Source organism: Halobacillus seohaensis, from assembly GCF_042663045.1.
Classification (GTDB): Bacteria; Bacillota; Bacilli; order Bacillales; family Halobacillaceae; genus Halobacillus_A; species Halobacillus_A seohaensis.
Window position 1 is genome coordinate 22215 of the sequence record NZ_JBHSZV010000047.1, and the last position, 25323, is coordinate 47537.

General features: G+C 39.2%; 22 protein-coding genes. 10 read left to right on the forward strand and 12 right to left on the reverse strand.

Going from position 1 to position 25323, the window contains the following annotated elements:
• Positions 1–299: 299 nt before the first annotated feature.
• From ACFQIC_RS16370 to ACFQIC_RS16380, 3 genes are all read right to left on the reverse strand, one after another.
• Positions 300–1865: a Vga family ABC-F type ribosomal protection protein gene (locus ACFQIC_RS16370; RefSeq protein ID WP_204708495.1), complete on the reverse strand. Its 1566-nt coding sequence runs from the start codon at positions 1863–1865 to the stop codon at positions 300–302.
• Positions 1866–2169: 304 nt separating this feature from the next.
• Positions 2170–3084: an endonuclease I family protein gene (locus ACFQIC_RS16375; RefSeq protein ID WP_204708496.1), complete on the reverse strand. Its 915-nt coding sequence runs from the start codon at positions 3082–3084 to the stop codon at positions 2170–2172.
• A 190-nt stretch (positions 3085–3274) separates the two neighbouring features.
• The gene (locus ACFQIC_RS16380; RefSeq protein ID WP_390217440.1) at positions 3275–4132 is read right to left on the reverse strand and encodes a VanW family protein; all 858 of its coding nucleotides are present in this window, start codon (positions 4130–4132) and stop codon (positions 3275–3277) included.
• Positions 4133–4630: 498 nt separating this feature from the next.
• Here ACFQIC_RS16380 and ACFQIC_RS16385 point away from each other — a divergent pair, with 498 nt between their 5' ends.
• Positions 4631–5167 (forward strand): YczE/YyaS/YitT family protein, encoded by a 537-nt coding sequence (locus tag ACFQIC_RS16385; RefSeq protein ID WP_390217442.1) that lies wholly within the window; start codon positions 4631–4633, stop codon positions 5165–5167.
• 170 nt (positions 5168–5337) lie between these two features.
• Here the strand turns inward: ACFQIC_RS16385 and ACFQIC_RS16390 are convergent, their stop codons facing one another.
• Complete coding sequence (locus ACFQIC_RS16390; protein ID WP_204708497.1) at positions 5338–6180, reverse strand: aldo/keto reductase; 843 nt, start codon at positions 6178–6180, stop codon at positions 5338–5340.
• Positions 6181–6342: 162 nt separating this feature from the next.
• Complete coding sequence (locus ACFQIC_RS16395) at positions 6343–6516, reverse strand: hypothetical protein (RefSeq protein ID WP_390217444.1); 174 nt, start codon at positions 6514–6516, stop codon at positions 6343–6345.
• A 574-nt stretch (positions 6517–7090) separates the two neighbouring features.
• On the opposite strand from ACFQIC_RS16395, the gene sleB reads away from it, so the two are divergent.
• Positions 7091–7831 (forward strand): spore cortex-lytic enzyme, encoded by a 741-nt coding sequence (gene sleB / locus ACFQIC_RS16400; RefSeq protein WP_204708499.1) that lies wholly within the window; start codon positions 7091–7093, stop codon positions 7829–7831.
• Positions 7832–8030: 199 nt separating this feature from the next.
• On the opposite strand, the gene ACFQIC_RS16405 is transcribed toward sleB, so the two are convergent.
• Positions 8031–8225 (reverse strand): DUF6199 family natural product biosynthesis protein, encoded by a 195-nt coding sequence (locus ACFQIC_RS16405; protein ID WP_204708500.1) that lies wholly within the window; start codon positions 8223–8225, stop codon positions 8031–8033.
• A gap of 412 nt (positions 8226–8637) precedes the next feature.
• On the opposite strand from ACFQIC_RS16405, the gene ACFQIC_RS16410 reads away from it, so the two are divergent.
• The 3 genes from ACFQIC_RS16410 (at position 8638) to ACFQIC_RS16420 (ending at position 11627) form a co-directional block, all read left to right on the forward strand.
• Positions 8638–9534 (forward strand): DMT family transporter, encoded by an 897-nt coding sequence (locus ACFQIC_RS16410; RefSeq protein WP_204708501.1) that lies wholly within the window; start codon positions 8638–8640, stop codon positions 9532–9534.
• A 405-nt stretch (positions 9535–9939) separates the two neighbouring features.
• Complete coding sequence (locus tag ACFQIC_RS16415; protein WP_204708502.1) at positions 9940–10443, forward strand: DoxX family protein; 504 nt, start codon at positions 9940–9942, stop codon at positions 10441–10443.
• A gap of 422 nt (positions 10444–10865) precedes the next feature.
• The gene (locus tag ACFQIC_RS16420; protein ID WP_204708503.1) at positions 10866–11627 is read left to right on the forward strand and encodes a MerR family transcriptional regulator; all 762 of its coding nucleotides are present in this window, start codon (positions 10866–10868) and stop codon (positions 11625–11627) included.
• A gap of 76 nt (positions 11628–11703) precedes the next feature.
• Here the strand turns inward: ACFQIC_RS16420 and ACFQIC_RS16425 are convergent, their stop codons facing one another.
• Positions 11704–12501 (reverse strand): transposase, encoded by a 798-nt coding sequence (locus ACFQIC_RS16425; RefSeq protein WP_390217447.1) that lies wholly within the window; start codon positions 12499–12501, stop codon positions 11704–11706.
• A 270-nt stretch (positions 12502–12771) separates the two neighbouring features.
• Here ACFQIC_RS16425 and ACFQIC_RS16430 point away from each other — a divergent pair, with 270 nt between their 5' ends.
• Together ACFQIC_RS16430 and ACFQIC_RS16435 are read left to right on the forward strand one after the other, a co-directional pair.
• Complete coding sequence (locus ACFQIC_RS16430) at positions 12772–13599, forward strand: MBL fold metallo-hydrolase (RefSeq protein ID WP_204708504.1); 828 nt, start codon at positions 12772–12774, stop codon at positions 13597–13599.
• Positions 13600–13704: 105 nt separating this feature from the next.
• Positions 13705–14622, forward strand: coding sequence for a DMT family transporter (locus ACFQIC_RS16435; RefSeq protein WP_204708636.1), 918 nt, complete (start codon positions 13705–13707; stop codon positions 14620–14622).
• A gap of 133 nt (positions 14623–14755) precedes the next feature.
• Here the strand turns inward: ACFQIC_RS16435 and ACFQIC_RS16440 are convergent, their stop codons facing one another.
• Complete coding sequence (locus ACFQIC_RS16440; protein ID WP_204708505.1) at positions 14756–15850, reverse strand: GerAB/ArcD/ProY family transporter; 1095 nt, start codon at positions 15848–15850, stop codon at positions 14756–14758.
• Positions 15851–16058: 208 nt separating this feature from the next.
• Here ACFQIC_RS16440 and ACFQIC_RS16445 point away from each other — a divergent pair, with 208 nt between their 5' ends.
• Positions 16059–16289 (forward strand): YczF family membrane protein, encoded by a 231-nt coding sequence (locus tag ACFQIC_RS16445; RefSeq protein WP_204708506.1) that lies wholly within the window; start codon positions 16059–16061, stop codon positions 16287–16289.
• Here the strand turns inward: ACFQIC_RS16445 and ACFQIC_RS16450 are convergent.
• The 3 genes from ACFQIC_RS16450 to ACFQIC_RS16460 form a co-directional block, all read right to left on the reverse strand.
• Complete coding sequence (locus ACFQIC_RS16450; RefSeq protein ID WP_204708507.1) at positions 16276–17370, reverse strand: GerAB/ArcD/ProY family transporter; 1095 nt, start codon at positions 17368–17370, stop codon at positions 16276–16278. The genes ACFQIC_RS16445 and ACFQIC_RS16450 overlap by 14 nt on opposite strands.
• Positions 17371–17453: 83 nt before the next feature.
• A complete protein-coding gene (locus tag ACFQIC_RS16455; RefSeq protein WP_204708508.1) occupies positions 17454–18656 on the reverse strand; it encodes a Ger(x)C family spore germination protein in 1203 nt (400 codons plus the stop codon).
• A 9-nt stretch (positions 18657–18665) separates the two neighbouring features.
• Positions 18666–20276 carry a spore germination protein gene (locus tag ACFQIC_RS16460; RefSeq protein ID WP_204708509.1) on the reverse strand — a complete coding sequence of 537 codons (1611 nt, stop codon included), beginning with the start codon at positions 20274–20276 and terminating at the stop codon, positions 18666–18668.
• A gap of 669 nt (positions 20277–20945) precedes the next feature.
• Here ACFQIC_RS16460 and ACFQIC_RS16465 point away from each other — a divergent pair.
• Positions 20946–21956 carry a DUF3231 family protein gene (locus ACFQIC_RS16465; protein ID WP_204708510.1) on the forward strand — a complete coding sequence of 337 codons (1011 nt, stop codon included), beginning with the start codon at positions 20946–20948 and terminating at the stop codon, positions 21954–21956.
• A 728-nt stretch (positions 21957–22684) separates the two neighbouring features.
• Here ACFQIC_RS16465 and ACFQIC_RS16470 read toward each other — a convergent pair.
• Positions 22685–24088 carry a spore germination protein gene (locus ACFQIC_RS16470; RefSeq protein ID WP_390217501.1) on the reverse strand — a complete coding sequence of 468 codons (1404 nt, stop codon included), beginning with the start codon at positions 24086–24088 and terminating at the stop codon, positions 22685–22687.
• Between the two features lie 656 nt (positions 24089–24744).
• Between ACFQIC_RS16470 and ACFQIC_RS16475 the strand changes: the two genes are divergently transcribed.
• Entirely contained in the window at positions 24745–25236 is a 492-nt protein-coding gene (locus ACFQIC_RS16475; protein ID WP_204708512.1) for a hypothetical protein, read from the forward strand.
• The last annotated feature ends 87 nt before the right edge of the window (positions 25237–25323 follow it).

Here is a 25323-nt window from a genome sequence, read left to right on the forward strand (position 1 = left end):
TAGCTAAACTGTCCTTCCTAAGTATCTCATAAACTGTTTCAGTCCTAAATAAATAACCTCTATATTAAACCGTGTTTAAGAGACAAAAACCTGTCCATTGTTTCGTCCCTAACAGCCTACCTAGCGTGAACAACGAATGTACATAGTCCGCGGGTGAATATAAATGTTCCGTTCTTTTATTCGGAGGAACAGACTGTGGAAAAAGAATGCATAAGGAGGCTCAGCGCACGCCCACGGAAAGCGAATCCTTCCCCCACCGCCTCTTTCTCCACACAATCACCTCGGAAATACACCCAGTCTCAAATGTCCAATTTCCTTTTCATTTCTAAAAGTTGTTGAAACTCCTTTTCTAATTCTTCAGATGGTTCAATACTTAAACGGCTGAGCACTTCTGATATTTTTGTTTGAAGGACGAGCCGTTGATCTTCCTCTGTATTTCGCTTCTTTTGCTGTTTCCTATTTTTAAAGTGATGATAGGTTCCTTCAAACAGTTCAATTTCTTTATTCCTAATAGCTAAAATTCGTGTGGCAATATTCTCGATGAAACGTCGATCATGGGAAACAACGACCACGGTGCCTTCATATTCTTTTAAGAGCGATTCCAATGCGCTGGCTGCTTCAATATCGAGAAAATTTGTCGGTTCATCCAAAATTAACGTATTAATATCGCTCAAAAATAGTTTCGCCAGCGCTACTTTTACTCGCTCTCCGCCACTCAAAACCTTTACAAACTTATCAACATCTTCTTGAATGAAATGAAGTCTGGCAAGCACCGTACGAATGAGAGTTTCATCCTGCTTAGAAGTAGAGCTAACGTTTTCTAATATCGACTTTTCAACATCTACTATGTTTAAATTTTGACTAAAGTAGCCTATCTTCATGGATGGAGAAATCGTGATACCCTCCTCATGATTGATGACTTTTTTCAAAAGAGTGGATTTCCCACATCCATTCGGGCCGATAATCGCTAGTTTATCACCACCACGAACATTAAAACTTGTTTTCTTCCATAGAACACGCTTACCAACGCCCCCTGTAACATCTTCTACCCGAAGAATAATCCTTCCCTTAAACGTGTCTTCATTCGGCAAATTCATTTTAATCGGAGGATTTTTTTTCACTTTTTCTACCTTTTCTAGTTTTTCTAATCTCGTTTCGATTGCTTTTCCCGTTTTTTGTAGCTTCTTTTGTTTCTTGGCAAAGTATGGTTTAGCACCCGTTATTTTTGCTTCTGATTTGCTTACATTTTTAGGAGTTTTCGTAGCTTTTTCAGCTTTTCTCTCTTTTAATTTCAAGGCGTCTTCTAGCTGTTTTTTCTTTGCCTCATATTTTTCATAGGCTACTTGCTTTTGTCGGTGCTCCAACTCTTTTTGTACTGCATAATCACTATAGTTGCCTTTAAAGTCCTTCAACTCCCCTTCGTTAATTTCCCATATCCTTGTGCAAATAGCATCAAGAAATGCACGATCATGGGATACAATCACAAAAGCGCCTTTCCAATGAAGGAGTTTCTTTTCCAACCATTCAAGATGTTCTGTATCGAGATTTGTGGTTGGTTCGTCTGCAAGCAAAAGTCCTGGTGCCTTAGCAAGTGCTTGATTAATGTATTCCTGTGTCACTTCTCCTCCACTTTTCGTTGAATCGGTTATTTTTAGCTGTGGCAAAAGTTGAGATTGAACATGACGAATAATGTTTCCGTTTTCTGGCGATACCTTTCCAGCCAAAACGTTTAATAGCGTTGTTTTTCCACTTCCATTGTATCCAACTAATCCAATTCGATCATTATTGTAAATGTGTAACTGGTCAACATCGAGTAATAAACGGTCCTTAACATAATGCTTTAGATTGTGTGCTTCTAATAGCATAAAAACGCCCCCATTTTTTTAAGGGGCAAAAAAATGCCCCCTATTTAATTCAGAATAGGAGGCATAGGTATAGGTGGACACCAAAAAAAAGAGACTTCTCCTTTTTGGTTCAACTATAGAAATCCCAATCCTATTCTGAAAACTTTGATTAAAGGCATCAAAAATAAAGCAGTAACGTTCATCTGCCAAACCATACCTTCAATTTCTGGTTTTCGTAAAATAGGATTAGTACTTCATGTAGTTGGTTCACCCTTCCGCTCTTTTATTTATAGTTACTTTAAACGATACTTAAAAAACTGTCAATTTATTTTAAGTATCGTTTATCAAGAAAATTAAAGAAAGGAAAATCAATGTATGGGTTGCGGTTCCCTTGAATTTCATAGATCGCTTGATTCCGGTGCTTTTCATAAAGATCTGGTAGAAAGCTCAGATGCCAATCTAGTAAAAGCTGCGCATCGATTTTTTCTTTATGATCCTGTTTAATTTGGTCAGGATATCTTATTAAAAAATACAGCACGGCCCTTGCGACTGTCCCTTTCCCATATTCAGGTTCAAACCGTCCCTCATCTGCTTTACCACACGCTTCTTCTATTCGATTAATTTTAAATCGATCCGGATTATAATCTAAAAAATCATGATAAGGGTAATTGCTTCTAATTGAATTACAAACAGGTTCACAGGTAAATAAGTGATGCAGGTCGCCGCGCATCGGTTCCTGCTCATTGAACCAAGATTGGGGAACAGTATGCTCGCAATTATATTTGAACTTCTTTTCGATCTGTTCCATCCTCTCTAGATCACACTCCGAAGCCCTTTTTATTTCTGCTTTTCGTTTTTTAGAGGTTGCATAGTCCTCACTGATCACCTCTTCTGCATACCTTTTTTGCCCAGAATAAATACTTGTGAGGGTTCCATCCGGTCTTAAATCAACCCATGGGTAAACATACTCACTCGGGTCGTATCTTACCTCATTCTTATGGGTTTGTTTGAGTAACTGACTTAATAATTGAATCATTTCCTGATCGTTATTATTTTCAATATCGATATTGCTATAATAGCGTTCAACCGTACGCGTATCTTTTTCCTCATCAAAATAAACCTTTTCGTTTTCTTTCATCTTGACTTTCGTCTCAGAGAGTTGGGAAAGAACAGTGTTCAGACGCTGTTGATCTGTTGTCACTGGAATAAACCTTTCCTTTTGTTGTTGGGTTAAAACCATTTTCATTCCCCCTCATTGATCAAAACATCTTAAAGATGATCTAAGATAGTCCATTCCCTTCAGACGATGGAAAATAACTTTTACAATTGATTTTGTTTTCTACTGATTCCTCTTCAACACTAAGTTCGATATTGCACTCAAAAATCCTCTTATACTTAGCGAACATTTTGGAGATCTTAAGTTGACTCAATTACTGTTTCCTAAGACGATCAGAGGAATGGATTTGAACGATCATTTGGCCATCCACTGATTTAGCCCGAATTAAAATAGGCTGGTTAAATTCATTTTTAAACGTAAAATCTGGCCCGTACCAACTAACCGTAGCGTCCCGGCCAGTTGGAACATAGGGAACTTTCCTACTATGCGAATAGCGCTCCACAATTTTAAGGCCCGCCTCATCTACTGCATTAAACAATGTTGAGGAAACTTGGCAAATCCCACCACCAATATCTTCCGCTAACTCACCCTTCACAATAACTGGTGCACGCACGTATCCTTTTTCTTTTGTTCGTTTTCCAACTACTTTGTTAAAAGAAAATCGTTCTCCCGGAAATATAACATGATTATTAATCGCTTTTGTCGCAAGGGAGATATTGTTCACCCTGCCTGTATTGTTCATTTTAAAGTACGTCCCATAATTGCCAATTTGTTTCACTCTTATTTCCTCAATCAGTTCACTATCTACTTGTGGATAGACAGGTGTCATCGGAACTTCTGTCTTAACTTGACGACGCGTATAAAAGTGATGATAAAACGATTCACTTATTTTAGTACGATCTACTTTCGTTCCAGTTTTTCCTTGAACAATGCTTTCATCCTCAGAGATGGTTGCATTTACTGGTGGTTCAGCCAATTTATCGTCTAATTCATCAATAAGTGACTCAAATTTAAGTTGATTCACAAACTTTTCATCAAGGTAGGGAATAGTAAAATCAGATCTATGAATTGTTTCAATGGTTTCTCCATCATCCGTAAGCACAAATGAATCAGACGTATTTTCTTGTGGCATTATAAAAAATAATAGGAAAGATAAAAACATAAAATTCATCGCCAATCACCTCTTATCGTAGTATGAATGAATGAGATGATTTCATGCACTGTTCCTAAATCCACATTTGTCTTTTATCAGGGATGGTGTTGTAGATTGGATGGGAAACTGGTCGCTTTCCGCAGACGATCCCCCAAATCTCCTCGTTCGTCCGCGAAAAATTATTCGTTCCCGTGAGCCTTCTATATTTCTAATAATGGAACCATAATTCTTCTCTTCGAAACTACTCACAATAACATTTCATTACCAAAGACTTATGATAAAAGTAAGAAAACTCTGCCTTTTACCACTATAGACATAAACTATTGACCTAAGTCTTCACGACTATTAAGATTACCGAAAGATAAATATAAACGACGTCTCTTTGGCAATTTTCATGAAAGATGAGGGTCAGAAATGCTTTACCGTATGACGGTATATATCCTTGGAATGTTTGTAAATTATCTTGGTGTCGCTCTTTTGATTAAAGCCACCTTAGGAGCAGGGTTTTAGACCGCTTTGTTTGTCGGGATTTCAGACAAACTTGGCTTAACCGTAGGCATGTGGTATGCGATTTTCCAGCCCTTCTTCATTTTCGTCAATGGATGGTTAATGAAACAAAAGCCCGAAATTAAAGCCTTACTACCCCTTGTTTTAGAGAGTTTAATTTTGGACTTTTGGGTAGAAATAGTTTTTAGTACTATGAGTTTAGCCTCCGCTCCATTTATTGTTCAGCTAATGGCTCTGTTTTTTGGTATAACTTTTAGTGCGCTCGGCGTATCGATTTACATTTTACCGCAGCTTCCACGAGCACCTGTTGATCAATTATTCTTGGTGATCGCTGAGAAGCTCAACATCAGCTTACGCTTGAGTCAGACAGCGGTTGCACTTACTACGTCATCGTCCGCCTTACTAATCGGAGGCCCGGTCGGCCTTGGTACCGTACTCGGCGTTGCTTTCGCCGGCACCCTTATTCAGTACTTTTACACGATTGGTTTTCCTATCTATTATTTGTATCACCCGCTCTATCGACAAAGGTTTCAACCGTTGCTCTAGAAAGACCCCCTTTGCCCTACAACAAAGTATGGTGGAAGGGGATCTTTTTCATAGCTGCCATGTTGTTCGTTCATGAATTAACCTCGTACATAACTGCAGAACTTAAATACAAAAAAAGCACCACTCATATATACAGAGTGGTGTGCCGACATGCGATTTATCTGAAATTTTTAAAATTCTTCGTAAGTAGCTGGATCTTGATCGTTTATTCTACCATCGGGACGAGTTAATTCCAAAATCATGTTCATTTCTGTTTCATTTAGAGAAAAATCAAAAATTGATAGATTTTCAAGTTGTCGTTCAGGAGATGTAGATTTCGGAATGGGGACTGCCCCTAGTTGATAATGCCAACGTAATATAACTTGTGAAATCGACTTGTCATGATGGTTGGCAATCTTTCTAATAGTTTCATTTTGTAAAACGGCACTTGCCCGAGCTAATGGACTCCAGGATTCTGTTTTAACGTTGTGCTCTTCGTGCCAAACTCTTTGATGTTCCTGGTTAAAAAATGGATGCAATTCTATTTGATTGATACTTGGTTTCGTGCCCGTTTCCTTTTCTAAACGCTCCATATGTTCAGGTAAGAAGTTACAAACACCAATCGAACGAATCATTCCCCACTTTTTAGCATCGATTAATGCTTGCCAAGCTTCAACATAGTTCCCTTGATTAGGATTAGGCCAATGAATAAGATATAAATCATAATAATCCAGATTGGCACGATATAACGATTCTTGAATGGTAGTGACAGCTTTATCGTATGCTTGATAACGACCAGGTAACTTTGACGTAATTCTTAACTCTTCTCTTGGAACCGAACTACGTCGAACCGCTTCACCTACAGTTCCTTCGTTTTCATAATTATAAGCTGTATCAATGAGTCGATAACCTGCATTAATTGCATTATTTATAGCATCGGCACCTTCATTTCCATTTAGTTTATACGTGCCAAAACCTATAACAGGCAAAGTAACGCCATCATTAAGTGTGATCTCTGGAATTGATGTGCTCATAACTAATCACTCCTTTCCATAATATTCTAAGAATATCACCTATGTGGATAGAAATCCAAAATAATTGAGCTACTGTGAGATTAACACCTGCCTCCAGCGCAAGCACATTAACATTCGCTGTAGTCAGCCACTTTCCCCAATATATTTCTCCAACTTGCCTTCTTATTGAACGCCTACAATCTGCTTAAATTCTTTTATATTAACCATATTCCACGAAAATTGTATACTGTAGTTTCCCCAATCGACTCCGGTCATTAAACCAGATACATATATACCACCAAATAAAACGATGATTATTGTAGTAATAACAAAATAGTACTCTACACGTTCCTTCATACTCATTCTCCTTAAAAATATTTAAATTCAAGAAAAAAGCATACAAAAACGAGATTTTCCTTTTGAATTGTTGTACCGCTTTATAGTAGGAAACTAAGAGTTTGGGGGTTATGGATGCATCTTTTTCATAATACACTAGTTCCAACTCCCTCTTAGGGCTAGTAAAGCAGAAATGATAGTCACAATATCACTATGATCAGTTTAAATCGCTTCACCCTCATCCCCCACCTTCTCAGCTTACTGTTATCAATAGTTTATGTAAAATTCCGGAAAGTATTTGATAGTAAAAAGAAACATTTTAACTAATGGCTCTGTTAAATAGTGTTGTTGATTTTTGTTAAACACCGTTAAATCCCCATTATCTCAAGGGAGGGTTTGACTTCTTTGGTGGATGGGATACAATCATTTCCCATCCACCAAAGAAGTCAAATACTTAAAAATATAGAATAAATAAAATGAGTTGCTCCATAAAGAATCCAATATAAAATAAAAACATCTTGAAAAATGTATATTTTTGATTTATTTCCTAAAAATATCTTTACAAACAAAAGAATGAATCAGGGGTGTACATGAGATGAATTGGAAAAAAATAACGATATTTTTTTTATTGTTCTCACTTCTAATTTTACCTGTGCCACAATTCAACTCCCATAGTCCAGTTCACGCCTTCACGGAGCAAGTCATTCAACAAGGTGCGGTAGGAAAGGATGTTATCGAATTACAGGCTCGCTTAAAACATTTAGGTTTTTATACTGGAGCTGTAGATGGTGTGTTTGGATGGGGTACTTACTGGGCCTTAAGAAATTTTCAATATGAATTCGGAATGGATATTGATGGTCTTGCAGGACCGCAGGCTAAGGATAAATTAGTTAAAGCAACTAAAGGGTATGAGAAACATCTTCCCTCAGGCCAACAAAATACACCTGCAGAACCAACAGCAACAAATGTCCCAGGTGGATACTCAAAAAATGAAATACAATTAATCGCCAACGCCGTTTATGGAGAAGCACGTGGAGAACCATACGAAGGACAAGTTGCTGTAGCTGCTGTCATTCTCAATCGGGTGGATAGTGCTACATTCCCGAACTCAGTTTCAGGAGTTATTTTTGAACCTCGAGCTTTTACTGCCGTATCAGATGGCCAAATATGGTTGACACCAAATGAACAAGCAAAAGAAGCTGTACTTGATGCAATGAATGGATGGGATCCCTCATTAAACGCGACTTATTATTTCAATCCGGTAACAGCTACTTCAGATTGGATATGGTCCCGACCACAAATCAAAAAAATCGGCAAACATATATTTTGTAAATAGAGAACTTCCCCACCTTCTCTATTTTACTTCCTACCTCTATTTATGTATGATATCTTTTCCTTTGATAAAGGGTTTTTATGAAAGGAATCCCTAAACCTTTACCAGATCTTTGGTAAAGGTTTTTTTATTTGGCTGTGTTTAATATGGAAGACTTGAAATCGGAAAAATAGAGCTCTTTTTACTTTTCAACTCGTATGGTTTAATTAAAAGCATCTACAATTCCAATAATACCTACTACAACAAAAAATATCCCAATAATGCTTGTAGACCTCTTAAAAAAAGTTGAAGGTCCGTCTGCATCCTTTGTTTTCCAACTTTCTCCTATTAACCACCACGAATATGGTGAAGTTATTCCCCAAATACCGACTGTTAAGAAAAAAATACCCAAAAACATAAAAAACCTCCTACTAATGAATTTTTCTCTGACTTAATTATACGTTCTGTATGATCGCGAAGTTTCATTCTTATTAACCTAACTTGCATCGTTACTTCAATGTAGAAAGCGATCCCTTATTCCCTCTATCCCCTGCCGTAATGTTTATTATAGATAGATTGTTATACCTCTTATCACTCACAATTCAATTAAACTTTGTTGTTTCATTTATTCTTTTTGCATGCGAGCTGATTTAGGTTTAAATGTGAGAAATTAAAGGAATGACCCATAACACCTTTTTCAAAAAACATACGTGCGATTAGGAGCGTAAAAAGAATGGTTTGATCCTTGAAATTACGTGATCAAGGTCACATTAGACTTTAATAGAGTGATCAATAATTCTTACCATTACTTATCTATAGGAGGGCACAAGATGAGGTATGCAGGTGTAGGCTTAGTTATGCTAGCCGCTATATGCTGGGGCATTAGTGGAGGAATTGCTGATATTTTAATGAACAAAGGCTGGGATCCAATTGTAATCTCATTTTACCGAGGTGCTGTTGGATTTATATGTTTTTTCGCTTGGTTTCTCTTTCGCTTTAGACAAAATTGGATTATCTCTACTCGTTTATACGTATGGTCCCTGTTAGCTGGTATTGGTGTTGCCGGAAATTTCACTTTTTATTTTATAAGTATAGAAGCCTCAAGCGTTGCTGTGGCCGCTACTTTAATGTACACCGCCCCTGTGTTTGTCCTTTTAATATCCTTTTTATTACGGATTGAATATTCTACTTGGTTTAAATGGGGGTGCATTACTGGTGTACTTATGGGGATCATTCTGCTGACAGGTGCCTACAACACCGAATCAATTTCTGTGAGTTTTCTAGGGGCGACAACGGGACTTGCTTCTGGCCTTTCCTATGCATTGTTTATATTCGGGTTTAAAAATGCCTCTTCTATCGGTAGGCCACAGACCACGTTAACCATCGCCTTTTTTTCATTTTGTCTCATCCTTTTTCTATTTACGGACGAGGATGAAGTAGCAGCTGTGGTGACATCAAGCGATATAGGATGGTTTCTTCTATTAGGGCTACTAGGTGCTGGTATTTCATTTATATTGTATTTGATTGGCATTCGATGGACTGCCGCATCAACTGCTTCAATGGTCGCTATGGTAGAGCCAGTGACAGCTTCATTATTTGGTGTTCTGCTTATCGGAGATCATTTAACCACTATTCAAATTCTTGGAATGGTGCTCATTCTGGTTACGATCACCGTACTTAGCGTCAAGCAGTCCAGAAAGCAGGGGGACGGTTCTCGTGCTTCCTGAGGCTCAAAGGAAGAAAGCCCAGGGGACACCGGGGACTACGGATGATTTATAGAACGCTTCCGTTTTAAGACTCGTCAAGGTTGTTTCAATTCTACAATAGTGGATTTACCGTGCATGATTGCTGTAATGATTTAGCAGTTTCGTTGTTTTTTTATTTGAGTTGGTTATGCATATTCCCTAATGTAATAAACACCATCTGAAGGACAGGTTCATGGACTTGGAAGTCCATGAACCTGTCCTTCTACTCTTTTCATAATTCAGACACAAAGATATGTACGATTTGTGAATACATTCACAAACTATGGAAATAAATGCTTATCCCCTATATACTTAAAGTGTAAAGAAAAACATCACTCATATCACATCATGTGAAATGGTGAACAAACTTTAAGGGAGTTGAGAATAATGAATCAATGGCTCAGAAACAACGACAAAGTGGCAATGGTATTGGCAATCATACGGATTTATCTTGGATACACTTGGCTTACGGCAGGCATAGGAAAGGTAACAGGTGGTTTTGATACGAGCGGGTTCTTACAAGGAGCAATTGGTAATGCACAAGGCGCTCATCCAGCCGTCCAGCCTTGGTGGGCAACATTCTTAGAAACGGTGGCTTTGCCAAACCATGAACTATTCACATTTCTCGTCATGTGGGGAGAGGTTCTTGTCGGCATCGCACTTATCCTCGGGTTGTTTACAAACTTTGCAGCGCTTGCTGGTATAATGATGAACTTCGCCTTCCTACTCAGTGGTACAACGAGCACAAATCCGCAAATGGTGATCCTGACTATCTTCTTAATTGTAGCTGGGGCGAACGCGGGTAAATATGGATTAGACAGATGGGTGATGCCTTACCTTAAGCAGCAAACACCGATGAGAAAAGTTTTTCATCACCCTAAGCATGTTTAGTGGGAAGCGGTGGAAGCGCGGGGACGGTTCTCGTGCTCCTTTCTACAAGAGAAAAAGACCGAGGGGACAGACGCGGTGGCACTGAAGCCATCGTTCCTGTCCCCATTAGTCGGTCATTTTTGTTAAAGACGATTCCCAGACTTTTAACTTCGTTTAAAGAAGTCCCGGTGGTTGCCGTTGCAATCTCTGACAACCTCCCGCCCAATCCGTACATTAGGCATGCTTTTCCGGACACCTGCTCTCTTATTCGGACAAGACGCGAGCTTTTCCGGACATCTGCCCTCCTATTCGGACAAGAGGCAAGCTTTAATTGTGTGGTACCTGGTACCACACAATTAAGATAAGCGAAAATTAATTAGATAAACCTATTGAGTTTTACGCAACGTAAAGGTTTATGATATTAAATATCAGGAGGCTAAGTTATGGAATATACAGTTAACAAAATGGCGCAACTATCGGGTGTAAGCAGCCGCACAATTCGTTACTATGATCAAATTGGATTGCTTAAACCAGCAAGAATAAATTCGTCTGGCTATCGGATTTATGGACAAAAAGAAGTAGATCTGCTTCAGCAAATCTTATTCTATCGTGAATTAGAAGTCAGCCTGGAAGATATTATTGGAATCATCCATCAAACAGGTTTTGATCAAACAAAATCCTTGAAAAATCACTACGATAAACTAAAGAAGAAACGTTCACGTCTTAATAAAATCATCGCGACTGTAGAAAAAACTATCGAAAGCAAAGAAGGAGGAATCTCCATGCAGGACAAAGATAAATTTGAAGGATTCAAGGAGAAAATGATTGAAAAAAATGAAGAGAAATACGGAAAAGAGATTCGTAACAAATATGGCGATGCAACGATAGATGAAAATAATGCCAAGCTAAAAGGTATGTCTCAAGAAGACTACCAGGCAATGATGGAATTAGAAAAAGAAATATTTTCTGTACTGGAAAAGGCATACAAATCAGGAGACCCAGCATCGCGAGAAGCACAAGAACTTGCTGCTAAGCATAAAGATTGGTTAATGTATTCATGGAATAGCTATTCTAAAGAAGCACATGCCGGTCTCGCAGAAATGTATGTTGCAGATGAACGCTTCACTGCTTACTATGACAAGGTAATTAAAGGTGGAACTAGATTTTTACGGGACGCTATTTTGATTTATTTAGGGGGGAAATGAAAATCTGTTCAAATATCATAGTAAACAGGTGAAAGGTTACTGAAGCGTGGGGACGGTTCTTATGCTTCCTTCGTTCTCAAGCTTTAAAAAGCAAATTCGGGGAAACACCAAGAATTCGTGCAGCTTGACGTAGCGATACTCCCTCTATCTTTTTCACTCTCTTCAAAATCGGATTCCTCTCCTCTCTCGGCAGACTCTTCACTTGGGGAATCGAGATCGTGCCAAGCACCTGAATAATTTTCACCCGTGCCTCCGCGTCTGTTAATCTCGGATGCTTATTGCTAAAAGGCCTCAGACACTCATCCGTATTGCTTTTCTCGTTGAATTCCCGGAAGGCTTCCCGAGACATCGTTTTGTCGTGAGAAAACATTTCCAATACAAATGCTTCATCCAGAAGCCCCGGTGGATCAACATTCTTGTTGTAATACCCACAACAGCTGCTCCAGTGAAATTTTTCGGGACAGCTGGCCATCCCTGCTTTTACCGGGTTATTGTGAATATATCGAACAACCGTCAAAAAATAACGGGGGTCCTCCACCTGCTCACTCCGGAAACGATCCTGAAACAGATGGCCTGTCGTCCGATATGTCCAGTTATAATAATGGGCAAAACTGATCCCGATCCGCTTCATGACGTGCGAAATACTTTCGTTTCCTTCCTTCAAAAGCAGATGAAGATGGTTATCCATCAGACACCAGGCGTATACTTGCATTGATGTCCGTATTTTATATTTCAACAGCGTATCTAAAAAGCGCATTCGGTCCTCGTTACTATGGAAAATTTCCTGTCTATTCGCTCCGCGCAGAATCACATGATAGATTCCACTACAGCTCTTCATCCTTCTTCTTCGCGGCATCTTATCACCTTCCGTCATCTTCTGGGAAATCCACGCTATCGTTTGATTAGTTTACACGTTATTCTTATAGAGCTCTAATAGGTGTATTTCAATTTTAGGCAGTTTCGATGGCAAGAAAAATGGAGTTTTTCCTTGTGAAAAAGATTTTTTGGGGCTTTTTAAGCGGTAGGAAGCTTGAGAACCGTCCCTTTGCTTCCTGCAGAGAGGAAGCACGAGAACCGTCCCCACGCTTCCCGAATAAGTATTGCTGTTATGAAGCAAATTAATAAAAAAGGAGGCCGATACTTTATGGATAAAGAGATCGATAAACAATCAGAAGTATTATGCTTTGATCATGCAGAACCAGCAGGAGTACTCGAAGATGTGGCCTTCTACCGAACTTTGATCGCAAATATATGGATGATTGGGGAGCCTGAAAGTAAAGAATGGGTTCTAATTGACACGGGACCCATTCATTATTGTAATCGTATAATTGAGGCTTGTAAAAAGCGGTTCGGTGACATCCCCCCTAAAGCCATCATTCTGACCCACGGGCACTTCGATCATGTCGGATCTGCAAAGGATCTTGCCAAGCATTGGAATATTCCCATCTATGTCCACCCCGATGAATTGAATTATGTAGATGGAACACGATCCTATCCCGTTGGAGATTCAACTGTGGGTGGTGGGTTAGCTGCTTTATTCTCGCCTTTTTTCCCGACAGCTCCTGTAGACCTAAGTAAATGGGTTACTGTACTTCCTGGAAATGGAGAAATTCCTTTATTAGAGGAATGGACGTACATTCACACACCCGGTCATACACCAGGCCATATTTCACTTTTTCGAGAGCGAGATAAAACACTTATTTCAGGTGATGCAATTATAACTGTAAAAGAAGAATCCGTTATGTCTTTAGTCCTTCAAAGCCAAAAAATACACGGCCCTCCTGCCCACTACACTCATAATTGGCAGAGAGCTGAGGAGTCGGTAAAAAAACTAGCCGCACTGAATCCGGAAATGGTTTTACCGGGACACGGACTACCAATGAAAGGAGAACAGTTAACAACGCAATTACAGGAACTAGCAGCTAATTTTAGAAAGTTAGCCATCCCTAAACATAAAAGGAAGGAAAAGTAGAAATAAGCTTTTCAGACAATTTTATAGAGATTTTAAGTAAAGATATATTCATTATTCCCAACCTTTGTTATCATACAACGTATTAAGGTATTGGGGGTGACACCGATAGAAAATAAATCAGCATTACTATTTATAGGTGTAGGAGCATCGTTATGGGGAGTTATCGGCATATTTGTAACTTACCTTTATGAAATCGGTTTTACCCCAACACAAGTAGTTACAATGCGTGTTTTAACCGCAACCCTGTTTCTCGTATTATATGTTCTTTTTAAGAATCGTAAGCTCTTTAAAATCAAAATCACTGATAGCAAATACTTTGTAGGTACCGGAATCATAAGTATTGTTTTTTTTAATTGGTGTCTGTTTAGTGCAATTGATGAAACCTCTATTTCAGTTGCCTCCATACTTCTTTATACGGCACCTGCCTTTGTGACTATTTTCTCAAGGTTGATATTTAAAGAACCACTAACGATCCGAAAACTCTTAGCTTTATTTGTAACTTTTATCGGTTGCACGTTTGTTATTGGCATATTACCAAATGCCAATGAGTCAATTTCTTTATATGGGTTGGTTCTCGGGCTTGGTTCGGGACTTTTTTATGCACTTTACAGTATATTCGGGAAATTCGCCCTTAGAAAGTATAACTCTTTAACCGTTACTGTTTATACATTTTTGTTTGCAACAATTGCGGTAATTCCCTTTAGTGGATTGTGGTCAGTTATTCCTCTATTTTCAGGTATAACTGTATGGGGTTATATAATAGGCCTTGGCTTCCTTTCAACTATGCTGCCATTCATTTTTTATACAAAAGGATTAAATACAATTGAATCTAGTAAAGCGTCTATAATAGCAACCATCGAGCCCGTAGTTGCATCCATAATGGGGTTTCTAGTTTTCCAAGAAAAATTAAACATATGGCAATATATTGGCATAGTTATGGTTATTGCTTCCGTTATTATAGTTCAAGAGTCCGTCAAAAAATCTAATAAAAAGAAACTGATTTCAAAAGAAGCAGCTCTTTAAAATCATTCTCTACAACAACTAAAGGACTCAGCCTTAGCTGAGTCCTTTATAATTCACTTTTCGCAATTTCATTCATTAACTTTATGTACCTAAGCTGCCCTAAGCATTTTATCTTTCAAAAAAAGTATAAATCTTAACGAGACTTAAAGCGCTTTCGAATCCATGCGATCGCGAGTAAAAGTAACGGAATTCCCATCTGAAATGGAAGAGAAACATAATAAGGAACGATTTCTAGACCCTCCTTGATGTGATCAACAAAATTATTTGCCACTGTCATCGAGGAAATTAAAATGATAATACTGAACGGAAAAATTAATCGATTATATTTTGAAACTTTAAACAGTTCGGTAGCACTTATAAGCGCTGCATAAAAAAAGATAGCGATCTTAAAAAAACCACCAATCATGAGTGTCAATACAACAGCGACATCTAAACGTTGGAACAGCCCGGTCATATCAATTAAACCGATCGCTGACAACAAAGGAAAAGCTGTTCGACTGGCTATATGAACACCGAGTACAGCTATCTCCATGGCCACAACCCAAATTAACAGAATTCCACTAATACCCATAGCTGACCACCCCACTCTTATGCCTATTTGAGGTCGGTTTAAATAAGGAAGTAACATGGTGAACACGATCATTTCCCCAAACGGAAACGTAGATGTAACGGGCAGTGCACTCAACACAGGTCCCCAACCTTCCTCCAAGATCGGACGTAACTGGTTGACATCAATCCTACCAGAAACAAGGACCATGGTTGTCCCCACGACTCCGATAAGCATTAAGATGACGAAGAAAATTTCTCCCGTTCTTGCGAGCACCTCGATCCCGTGCCACAATACGTAAGCAATCGTTAGAATCATTATTGCGTTAATCACAAATAAAGGCGTGTAGGTATACGTAGATGCTGACAATAGTTCACCAAAGTCACGCAGATCCCTCACTGCAATATAGAGAAAGTAAAAAAGGTACAATATCCCGATAACTCCCCCTACATACTTACCGAGAATTTTCTTCGTGTACCCTATCAGAGAAAGGTCAGGATAAAGGCGAAAAAGTGCATAATAGACAAGAAAAATTAGTAAGCCAACGATCAATCCCAATAATACGGCTAGCCAGGCATCCTTTTTAGCGCTAATCCCTGGACTAACTACAATGGCTGTGCCAAGTTCAAACAATAACATTAATACAAACAGCTGCCAGCCGCTCATTTTAGCTTTTTCCATACCATCAGCACCTCCTTTTGAATCAAAGATATCCTACCTTACTTTCCAGGAGTTACGACTAATCTCAAATTGATTTAAAGGAACAGATGATAAATCATTCCTTCATCCTTTTTAACTGCTAAATGTGAAAGTCCAATAACAATGGCGCAACATTGGATAGATTTCCATTCCACCATACATAATAATAAAAAAACGAAGGAGTTTAAGTATGAAAATCATTATCATTTTCCTTTTTACGAGTGTTGGTATGTTATTGGTTAACCTTGGTATGGATCTGTTAACGGGGATTCAAAAAAGTGAAACGATAATCAATATGTTCAATCCCTTTTGGGTGATGAAACCTTTCGAATATTTACTTTTGATCATATTAACTTTATGTACCTTAGCCTACCCAATCATTTTATCCTTCAGAAAAAAGCACAAATCTAAGAAGACTTAAAGTACTTTCGAATCAAGGCAACGGCCAGTAAAAGTAACGGAATTCCCAGTTGAACAGGAGGATTAACATATACAGTAAGAGTTTCATGACCCTCTTCGAGGTGATGAACAAAATTATCCGCCACGGTCATTGATGAAAGTAAAACGATCATACTGAACGGAAAAATTAACCGAGTATATTTTGAAACGCGGAACAATTCGGTAGCACTTATAAGCGCCGCATATAAAAAGATGGCGATCTTAAAAAAGCCACCGATCATAAGTGTCAAGACAACAGCAACATCTAAACGTTGGAACAGCCCCGCCATATCAATCAGTCCGATAGCCGTCAACAAGGGGAAAGCTGACCGGGTAGCTATATAAACCCCAAGAATAGTAATCTCCATGGACACAACCCATATCAACAGGATTCCACTAAAGCTCATGGCTGACCACCCCACCCTGATCCCTATTTGAGGACGGTTTAGATAAGGAAGTAACATGGTAAACACGATCATCTCCCCAAATGGAACTGTAGAGGTAACGGGCAGTGTACTCAACACCGGGCCCCAACCATCCTCCAAGATAGGACGTAACTGATTGACATCGATCTGACCAGAAACAAGGACCATGGTTGTCCCCACGACTCCGATAAGCATTAGAACGGCAAAGAAGATTTCCCCCGTTCTTGCGAGTACCTCGATCCCGTGCCACAATACAAAAGCAATCGTTAGAATCATTATGGTGTTGATCACAAACAACGGTGTGTAAGTATACGTAGATGTAGTCAATAGCTCACCAAAGTCGCGTAAATCCCTCACTGCAATATAGAGAAAGTAAAAAAGATACAGGATTCCGATAACGCCCCCCATATATTTACCAAGGATTTTCTTCGCGTATCCTATCAAGGAAAGATCGGGATAAAGGCGATAAAGTGCATAATATACCAAAAAAAGTAGTAAGCCAACGATCAACCCTAATAAAACGGCTAGCCAGGCGTCCTTTTTCGCACCCATCCCTGGACTAACTACAATGGCTGTGCCAAGTTCAAATAAAAACATTAATACAAACAACTGCCAGCCATTCACTTTGGCTTTTTCCATAATCACCAACACCTCCCCTTTTGTACCATCAAGAAGCTGTGTTAAATCATGGTGTCAATCCTCTGCCCCCTAATCCAACACTTTTATTTTTTATCCAATATTAGAGGTTTTGTCCTTAACCCTGTACCACGGATGAAAAATTCAACATTCACTTGGACGTTCATGTCAGCAAATGTGTCCGGCCACTCTCCCTCTATCTTTTTCCACTCTTTTGGATGGCTCCTATTGACCGCATCTCCAAAACCAAAGACATCGTTTTTTTGTTCTTGAGCGAGCTTTATAGATTTGGTCACTTCTTGTTTAATAGCTGACGCAAATTTGTTATTGAGGTCAAAGATGACTTCAGGCTTGGTTAGGTCAATCGGACACGCTACTTCCTCCAATGGACCTTCCGCCCGTATGTTTAATGTGATCTCCGGCTTCCCTTGACTCATTGTTGCCTTCAGCTTTGTATTCGATTGTCGAACTTCCACAGCCATCTCTTGTTCATTTTTCTCGCATTGAGCTGTGACGACTGTTTTTTGAATCTCATTTTGAACCCATGATACACCACGAGCTTCCTTATCATCCATCCAACTTTCCAGCTTTCCATCTTTTAAAAGAGCTACTCCGTTAATTTCAACAAAGGTAGTGGGCACCGCTTGTTGATTTTTAGATGTCTTTTGTCCTTCTTCTTTATTTCCGACGAGGGTAATTCCATTTAATGAACCCCCTTTACTTTTATTCGACAATGTTCGAATCACATCATTGATATTTTGCTCAGGGTTTTCCCCCCACACTTCCGCTGTTTGGATTAAGGTTTCCTGAATCTTCATGGCCGGTATCCTTTCCAGTGGATTAAGAATGCTTAAGATGGGTTCTGCTTTTCCATCCCTTGCCAGGAGAACAAGTGCTGTTGAGCGAAACCCATAATATCTCTCGGTAAAATCCATCACTTCAAGAAGACCCTGTTCTTTTACTAAATCTTCGCTGATGATCAGCACAACCATGTGCGAGAAACTAAGATTACGCGGTACTTTCTTTGAAATTTTTCGTACGGTTTCAAATAAGGTTTTTCCCTTTTCACTGTAGGTGGTAACCGCTGTCCCCTCACCACCTTTCGTCATTTCTCCACCAGTTACTTGCCCTGGATTCACAACTTGGAACGAGACATGGTATAAGTCATCCTCTGTCTTATCGATCCCCATCCCCATCACCAACGCCACTTCTTCCAATTCGTTTTGATCCCAACAGCCCGCTAATAGAATCAGCGACAAAAGCCATAATAGAGAAAATATGCGTATCATCTCATCACCCTATTCTTTCTTTACGTATGGATTATCGGAATCTGGCGGACCTGGCTTTTGCCCTTTATCCTGCCTTTTACCATTTTGTTGGCTGGTTAGTCGTGGACGAAAGATCATCGTCCATAAAGGCTGACGGATGATGGTATCCTTGATATCCGACCATACAAACGGTGCAAAAGGAGTTAAATAAGGAATCCCAAAAGAACGCAAACTGCTTAAGTGAGCAACGAGAATAAACAAGGCCATTGAAACACCATATAGACCGAAGCTTCCAGCTAAAAACATCATTAAAAACCGTAGAAGTCGTGGAGCCACCGCCATATTGTAAGAAGGGATCGCAAAGCTTGAAATCCCTGTCAGTGCCACAACAATAATTGTTGCCGCAGAAACAATGCCCGCTTGCACGGCAGCCTGACCAAGAACAAGACCACCAACAATAGAAACTGCTTGCCCCACGGCACGCGGCATCCGAAGGCCGGCTTCACGGATAATTTCAAACGTGAACTCCATAATCAATACCTCGATAAACAGCGGAAAAGGCACACCTTCTTGTTGGGCAGCCAAGCTGATTAAAAGAGATGTAGGAATCATCTGTGGATGAAAAGTCGTTAAAGCAATATAAAGGGAAGGTGTGAATAAAGTAATGGCAAATGTGCTTATCCTTAAAAATCGTAAAAATGAACCAATAAAAAAGTTTTGATAATAATCGGAAGGGGTTTGAAAAAACTGGATAAATAAAGCGGGGGCCACTAAAACGTAAGGCGTCCCGTCCACTATAATTGCAATCCGTCCTTCTAGTAAATTCCCTACAACCGCATCCGGACGTTCTGTATTGTAGATCGTTGGAAACAATGTAAAGGTTTCATCCTCAATATACTGTTCAATATATCCAGAATCGAGAATGTCCTCGACTTCAATCTTGTTCAGACGTTGTTTTATTTCTCGAAAGACCTTCTCATTCGCAATTCCTTTTATGTACATAATAGCAACGTCTGTTTGGCTTATGCTTCCAATTTGCATCGTCTCAAATCGTAAATTGGGATTTTTGAGGTACCGACGTACCATAGCTACATTTGTACCAATGGATTCTGTAAATGAGATCTTCGGGCCCCGAATCGTGAGTTCTGTGGTCGGTTCGGTAACCCCGCGTGTTTCACCACCTATTGTGTTTCCAATAATGGCCTCATCATAACCGTCAACAAGAATGGCTGTATAACCAGACAAAACCGATAATAGGAATTCATTCCAGTCTGTCTTCATCTCGACCTTTTCAACGGAAAGGGCATGACCTTTAATAAAATCAAACACGTTTTGTTGTGTAAGTTCCTGAGATTTCCCCTCTAAGGAAGATTCAACTTTTAAAGAAGCTGTGACAAATTCGTTGACGCTTTTCTCATCCACTAACCCACTTATATAAATCACAGCTGTCTGTGTGGAAGGTGCTGCGCCCAACTCAAATTGACGAATAACTAAATCACCGCTATCGCCAAGTTCTTCCTTCAATTTATTTAAGTTAACACGTATATTTTGATCGAGAGCGCTTACTTTCTCCGTCGTTGGTTCTTGATCTTTTGTCGTTTGTTTTTTCGATCGATTCTTATAGCGATTCCAAATATTCATTGGCACGTCCTCGTCACATGACTTTATTATTTATGATGGACATAGGGCGTGAATTTTAAACAAGATTAGACAAACTGATCATATTTTCCCGGACCTTCTTGCTTTCGTAAGGAGAACACCAGGAAAGCGAGTTGTTTCAAATCCACCCCTCAGTCTTATACGGTAACGAATTCCTATCATATCCGAATCGAGTCATCCTGATAACTGCCTAATTGTTTGGTACCAGGTACCAAACAATTAGGCACCTCCGCTTTTAAATGTGGAGTCTCGTAATTTCCCGGCCCCTCTTGCTTTCGTAAGGAGAATGGCAGCATCGGATGCGCTACTTCACGTGAGGCCAGGGGTTCGTTCATTTCCATGTCGAATGGGGTGGCTTTGAAACGACGAGACTCCCGCGGGAGAAGGAGCTAGGCAAGACCCCACAGGGAGTGACAACGACCGAGGAGGCTTGCCAAGTTCCCCGCAGGAAAGCGAGTTGTTTCAAAGCCACCCCTTCAGTCTTATACGGTAACGAACAATGTTTTAACGGAGTCAGAGAAACAACTTCCTTATAAAGAAATCAGCAACAAACGTTATTTCTGCGATTTTGAATAGTTCTGACTCGTAATTGAAATAATATCTAATAGATGAAAAGGATTATATAACGTAAATCAGGAAGGAGCGTATAAGATGAATGTTTCTCATAACGCAAAATTAACCTCTTCAGAGCAAGCAACTTTATGGAATACATACATTTCAGATACACTCTCTATCTGTGTTTTAAAGCATTTCTTGGCAACAAATCAAACTCCTGAAACAAACCCCATATTGGAATATGCTTTGTCCATTTCAAAAGATCACCTCAAAGAAATCACATCAATTTTCAATAATGAAAAAATCCCCATTCCTAATGGGTTTAATGAACAGGACGTTGACTTAAACGCTCAAAAACTATGGTCAGACACTTTTTACCTTAGGTACCTTGAATACATGGGAAGAACAGGCTTATCAACATACGCTTTAGCTAAAGCAATATCCACGAGAAAAGATTTAAGAACTTTATTTAAAAAGTTCTTAGATCAAACGGATAAATTATTTGATATGGTCTCTGATTTATCATTAGAAAAAGGAGTTTATGTAAGGCCACCTTATACGTCCTATCCAACAAAAGTATCGTATGTTGAGGATGATAGTTTTTTAGGTGGATTCTTTGGCGAGAAAAGGCCATTACTTAATGTAGAAATTGCCCACTTAGGAACAAATATTGAAGTAAATAATGTCGGGAAAACTTTACTATTAGGCTTCAGTCAAGTGGCTCAATCTCAAAAGCTACGTGATTATTTTAAAAAAGGTTATGATATAAGTGCAAACCAGGTAACGATATTTTTAGAAACTTTAAAGAAGGATGATACATCTTATCCATCTACATGGGATGGGGAAATCACTGAATCAACAACAGCTCCATTCTCAGATAAACTATTACTTTTCCATACAAATATGATAGGTGCAGTTGGAATCGCTGATTATGGGACGGCCTTGAGTGCAAGTATAAGAAAGGACTTAGGAGTTAATTATTCAAAACTATTATTAGAGACTGCTCAATATATAAATGAGGGAGCAAAATTATTAATTAAAAATGGTTGGATGGAAAAACCTCCATCCAGTTTAGACAGAGAGGAATTAAAAAACAAACCGAGGTAACTTACTTTCTTCTAACGGTTTTACTTCACCGGTCAAAAATTTAAATAAAATATCAATACACACGTTACTTCACATTGAAATTAGCGTGTGTATTATTATTGTGATCTTTGATGTGGATTGTAAATCTAGTTGTTGATTTTATACAAAAAGTATCGATTTATTTATTAGGCAGATTACTTATCTTATTCCTTTAAATCCCACTGTTGTTTAATAACAAGAGGTTCCGTTTGTCGTATGGAGTTTGGGAGGTCAGGGAAACAGCTCGCTTTCCCTGACCTTCTAGATTTCGTGAGTAGAACGCCTCATGCGTGAGAATCGTGTGGGGTGAGGATTTATTCTATAGCATAGGTATGTGCTAGAGGCTCGTTCATTTCCATGTCGAATGGGGGTGGGCTTTGAAACGACGAAACTCCTGCGGGAGAAGGAGCTAGGAGAGATCCCGCAGGGCGCAGCCCGAGTAAGCTCGCCAGTTTCCCCACAGGAAAGTGAGTTGTTTCAAAGCCACCCCTAAGTCTTATACGGTAACGAATCCCTATCATCTCGAAACCAAATAATTGTGTGGTAACTGGTACCACACAATTTATAACTTTCTACTTTTCTGTGGAACCTCTCTCTTATCACTCACTTTAATTCACGTACAATTATATAGGTCTAAGAGTGAACATAGACAAAACGCCTACCCTTTAGGATAGACGCTTAAGATATCTATTTGATATATAGGGAAAATCTTAACGATCAGGATCTTTTGGGTGTAAAGCAGTTGGTCGTCTATTTTTCAACGGCATTGGAGCTCTCAAAACAACATCCCTAATCGAACGGAAAGAAAATGGGATAAACGGCCACAAATATGGAATGGTGAATGTCTTTATCCGTGCAAGGGATAGAACCAACAAAGTGGTACCAATTACAAAACCGATCAAACCAAAGGCGGCTGTTACAAGCAGGAGAAGCAATCGAAATAAACGGTTCGCCAAACTTAATTCATACGATGGGGTTGCGAATGTACCAATAGCCACGATTGAAATGTAGAAAATAACTTCATTTGTAAAAATACCGATGGAAACTGCGATCTGCCCGATAATAACTGCTGCCACAAGACCGAGCGCCGTTGCCATCGAGGACGACGTATGAATGGTCGCCATCCTCAACATATCCATTCCGAGTTCAACTAAAATGAGCTGAACAAGTAACGGGATCGCAATCGATTCTTTCGGTCCGATAAAAGCTAGTGCTTCAGGTAATAAATGTTGGTTTTCGGCAAAGAAGAACCAAATCGGGGTCAAAAAGATTGACAACAAAATGGCAAAAAACCTCACTAAACGGTAGTAGGCGCCTACTATCGGACGTTGCCGGTACTCTTCAGCATGTTGAAAGTGATGCCAGAATGTAGCTGGAGTAATCATTACGCTCGGCGAACCGTCGACCATGACAAGCACGTGACCCTCGTATAAATGAGTAGCTGCCGTATCGGGACGCTCGGTGAATCGAACAGTAGGATACGGATTCCAGCCCCGCCCACAAATAAATTCCTCCACCGTCTTCTCACCCATGGGCAACCCGTCTGTATCAATTTCTTCAAGTGAACTCTTAATCTGTTTTATAATGTCGGGGTCAGCAATATCCTTTATATACGATAAACAAATGTCTGTTTGGGATCGTCTCCCGATCGACAAGTACTCCATCCTAAGGGAAGGATCCCGGACACGCCGTCTCGTTAGTGCAGTATTGAACACAATCGTTTCTACAAATCCATCACGGGACCCGCGGGTAACGCGTTCCAAATCGGGCTCCGCTGGACTTCTAACAGGATAGGTTCTTGCATCGATTATAATGACTTTGTCAATACCATTAACAACCAGCGCTGAGGCTCCGCTTAACACCCAGAATACGGTTTTATCCAAGTCATCTTCTGTACTTATTTCAATGTACGGAAGGTAGGTTTTCATCAGTTTCATTAATGGTTCAGATTCGAGTTGATCTGGGTTGAGATCTGCCAGCAACTTCATTAAGTAATGCAAAATTTCATCCTTTGCAAAACCATCAATTAAAAACAGACCCATATCCCGCCCGGCATAGTTCAAGTCGAGATGAATAGCATCAAAACTCTCGCCGATGCCAAGCTCCTTTTTCATATATTCAATGTTGTCATCAAAACTATTAAAGACTGGTTGTTTAGATCGGTTATAACCCTCGTAACTCACGGCGCACCTCCTTTCTATCATTCTTCTCCAAATAGAGTGAGGTTTATACTTACAAGGGTAGAACTATTTATCTGGGAATGTTCACGATTAATAGTTGGTTGAAAATCAAAAATATAATTATAGTTTATAAGAGGTCAGCATCTATTTTCTTGAGACCTTTCACTATCCGAATAGTTCCACTTCATTCATTTTTAATCCCCCTAACAATAAATTGATTGCAAGGATTCATTCTTCAATGGGTATAACCCTTGATGTGAAGGGTTTAACTCAATATGACTGTTGTTTAATATCAGGTAAGCATCAAACGATTTATTCGACTTAACTTTCATCCCTTTGATCAAACCTATTTTTTCTTTCATTCCACTAGTTTCTTGATGTTGGTCAGGCTGATCCTTTTCTTCAATAGGCGAACCACCCCTTCTGATTAAAAATGGAGAAGTAATTGAAGATAATCTAAAAAAACAATTTGTAAAAAAACGTCGATAAATGGAAAACGATTTCTACAGGGATTTTATCCACCTTGTCGAAACTATAAGATATGAGGTTATTGCACAAGAAACTAGACACAAACAAGGAAGGTGATTGGTATGTTCAAGAATAATCTATTCAAATGGATGCCACATAAAGAACAAAGTATGTGTGAAAGAAAACTCACACGTGTTATGAAACGTCTACAAATTGAAGATTTTAATTTCAATTGGGATCGTAGCAGTTGCTTTATTGAATTCAGTTATCAGGATCACTCTTACAAGTTGGAACACTCTATTGAAAAAGCAAAAAAAAGAGGGATTCTTTTAAAAAACGGATTGGATTGTTTAATTGAGTTGACCTCATCCCTTGAAGATCTATGTGTAATTATTGATAGAGGAACTTATAATTTTGAAACATGGATAGCTGGCATGAAACAGTCATTTCCAGCACAAGATACACCTGATTTTCAAGAAGAATTTCAAATAAGATATAAGTCCTTTGGGGAACAAAGTATTTCCGAATATGATAGGGATGAACAGCTTATTCCTTTTTCATCTGGATCATCTCAAAGGAGTTTTGACCGAAACCAGGTCACCCAACGTAAATAAGGATATCATTGTTTAAAAAGAATAGACGCGATTTTCCCTCAACGGAAAACTGCGTCTATTCTTTTTGACATGAAACAACTGGCACTA